Annotated in this window: 3 protein-coding genes; 1 reads left to right on the forward strand and 2 read right to left on the reverse strand. The window is 47.2% G+C overall.

What is annotated here, in order from left to right; translation table 11 throughout:
* A partial coding sequence (locus tag F6K53_RS39180) for a hypothetical protein (protein ID WP_366511419.1) occupies window positions 1–229 on the forward strand: 229 nt, incomplete at its 5' end.
* 91 nt (window positions 230–320) lie between these two features.
* Here the strand turns inward: F6K53_RS39180 and F6K53_RS39185 are convergent.
* Window positions 321–1,640: a transposase gene (locus F6K53_RS39185; protein ID WP_293085299.1), complete on the reverse strand. Its 1,320-nt coding sequence runs from the start codon at window positions 1,638–1,640 to the stop codon at window positions 321–323.
* A partial coding sequence (locus F6K53_RS39190; protein WP_293085302.1) for a recombinase family protein occupies window positions 1,570–1,883 on the reverse strand: 314 nt, incomplete at its 5' end. The genes F6K53_RS39190 and F6K53_RS39185, both read right to left, overlap by 71 nt.

Genomic DNA, 1,883 nt, shown 5'->3' on the forward strand with positions numbered 1-1,883 from the left:
TGGTAAGAAGCCCACACTGAACTCAAAGAGTCAGCGTGGGAGTATGTCACCTATCTTTAATTCCTGTGATGGTTTCGGCTTAGCCTACCAGTTGGCAGCACAGCAAGATTTGTATTTGCCCCAGGTGATTGTGATGGCCGAGAAAGTGCCAGACCCAGTATCACCCAAGTTTTTGCGGTATTTTCTGGAAGCTTACATCCGGGGTTCACCCAAGGCTGTTACTGCTTGAGCTAACTGAAGAGGATTTTCAGGATCAGTACCAGGATGACCAGAAATAGCCTTTGGGTAGTGCAGCATTTAACCAGCTCAAAACGCTTTTTTCAAGCATCTTGAACAAGTATGGCATCACCATTGCTGGTGAAGGCAGCTGCCTGCAAAGACCGAATCATGATGTTTCGGCCGCCACCGATGTCCCTCGGCAATTCCATCTTGCATTCAGGACATCGAAAAATTTTCGAGCCACCTAGCTTGTTGTGCCGATGACCACAGTTGGTACAAGTTTTGCTGGTGTAGGATTCGTTGCACCGCACCACCAGTACATTCTTCCTAGCTGCCATCTGAGTTAAATGCTGGGCAAACTTGTAATGACTCCAACTCAACATATTCCTAACGGTTTTTCGGTTAATCTTCCTCGATGACTTGAGTACCATTTTACTGGTAGCAAACGTTGGCAGGAAGATTAACTTGTATTTGCCAATCAGGAATGATGCGACCTTGGAGTGCAAATCTTTGACCAAGCACTGAATCTTTTCCCTGATCCGGTCGGCAGCTTTCCGCATTTTGTGCCGTTGCCGCTTGAAAGGAGACTTGCTAGCACGAGAAAGGAGTTGGTCAAGGTGTGAGCACAGTCGGTTGATACGCCCAATGTCGCCCTTACCAATCTCCAAGACATTCTCACCATCGTAGCCCGTCAAGAAAGCACGGTTTCCAGGGTCGAGAGCAATTACCCTTTCTTGTTTGGTAGGTTCGGTTTCCACATGAGCGGGGAAACATCCATACCACTTGCCCCGCTGATAAACCAATTCAGTACCATACTCGGATTGACTAGGCAAAGGTGTTGATGCTTTAAAGGTCAAACCCTTGGTTTTCTTGGGATACCAAGTACCGTTCTTGAAGTTCCCCACCTTGAACTGAATGGTTTGAGATTTACTTCGGCAGGACTTGAACTTGGCTTCACCGCCATTAGCTTTCCCTTGCCTGTAGGCGTCTATTGCCTCATCGCAAGCTTCTTGAGCTTGATGCCCAGGTAACTCCCTAACCCAATCTGGTATTACCAAACTGCTTCGGTAGGCTTTTTGCAGGTCATCTTTGAGATTAAACCCGTTTTTTAACTGCTCCAGTGCCCAGTTAAAAACTTGCCGGTAGGCTGCCAGCCATTGCTTCCAAACCTTGTGCAGTTCAGCAGTTGGATACAGCCTGATTTTCCTAACACTGTTTGGTGCTAGTTTGGTGGATTTTCGGGAGTTGCTGTGCCTTTTTGTCTGCTTGTAACGCTTCCCGGAATTTCTTTTGGTATTTTCCCAATCCGTAAAGCCTAGAACTGAAGCAATGGAGGATGGACAGCAGATCTTAGACCAATTCTTGCTCCTTGCTGAGCTTGCACTCACCCCAAACCATGAGTTGCCACTGATTTTTTTCACACAGCCATCTAACCAGTTCGATGGCAAATCTGAGCAATCGGTCTGGGTGGGCAACCACAAGGCATTGGAGATCGCCTCGGAGAAATCTGTCCAGAATGGCGAGGAATTGTCCCCTCCTAAAATTGAGTCCGGAGCCAATTTCTGATATGTGTTCTGCTTCTGGGAATTTTGAACGTAGTAGTTCAGCTTGTCTTTCAAAATCATCGCGCTGGGAATAAGTTGAGACCCGCGCATAGCAAACAG

This window comes from Moorena sp. SIO4A1 (assembly GCF_010672065.1).
Lineage (GTDB): Bacteria > Cyanobacteriota > Cyanobacteriia > Cyanobacteriales > Coleofasciculaceae > Moorena.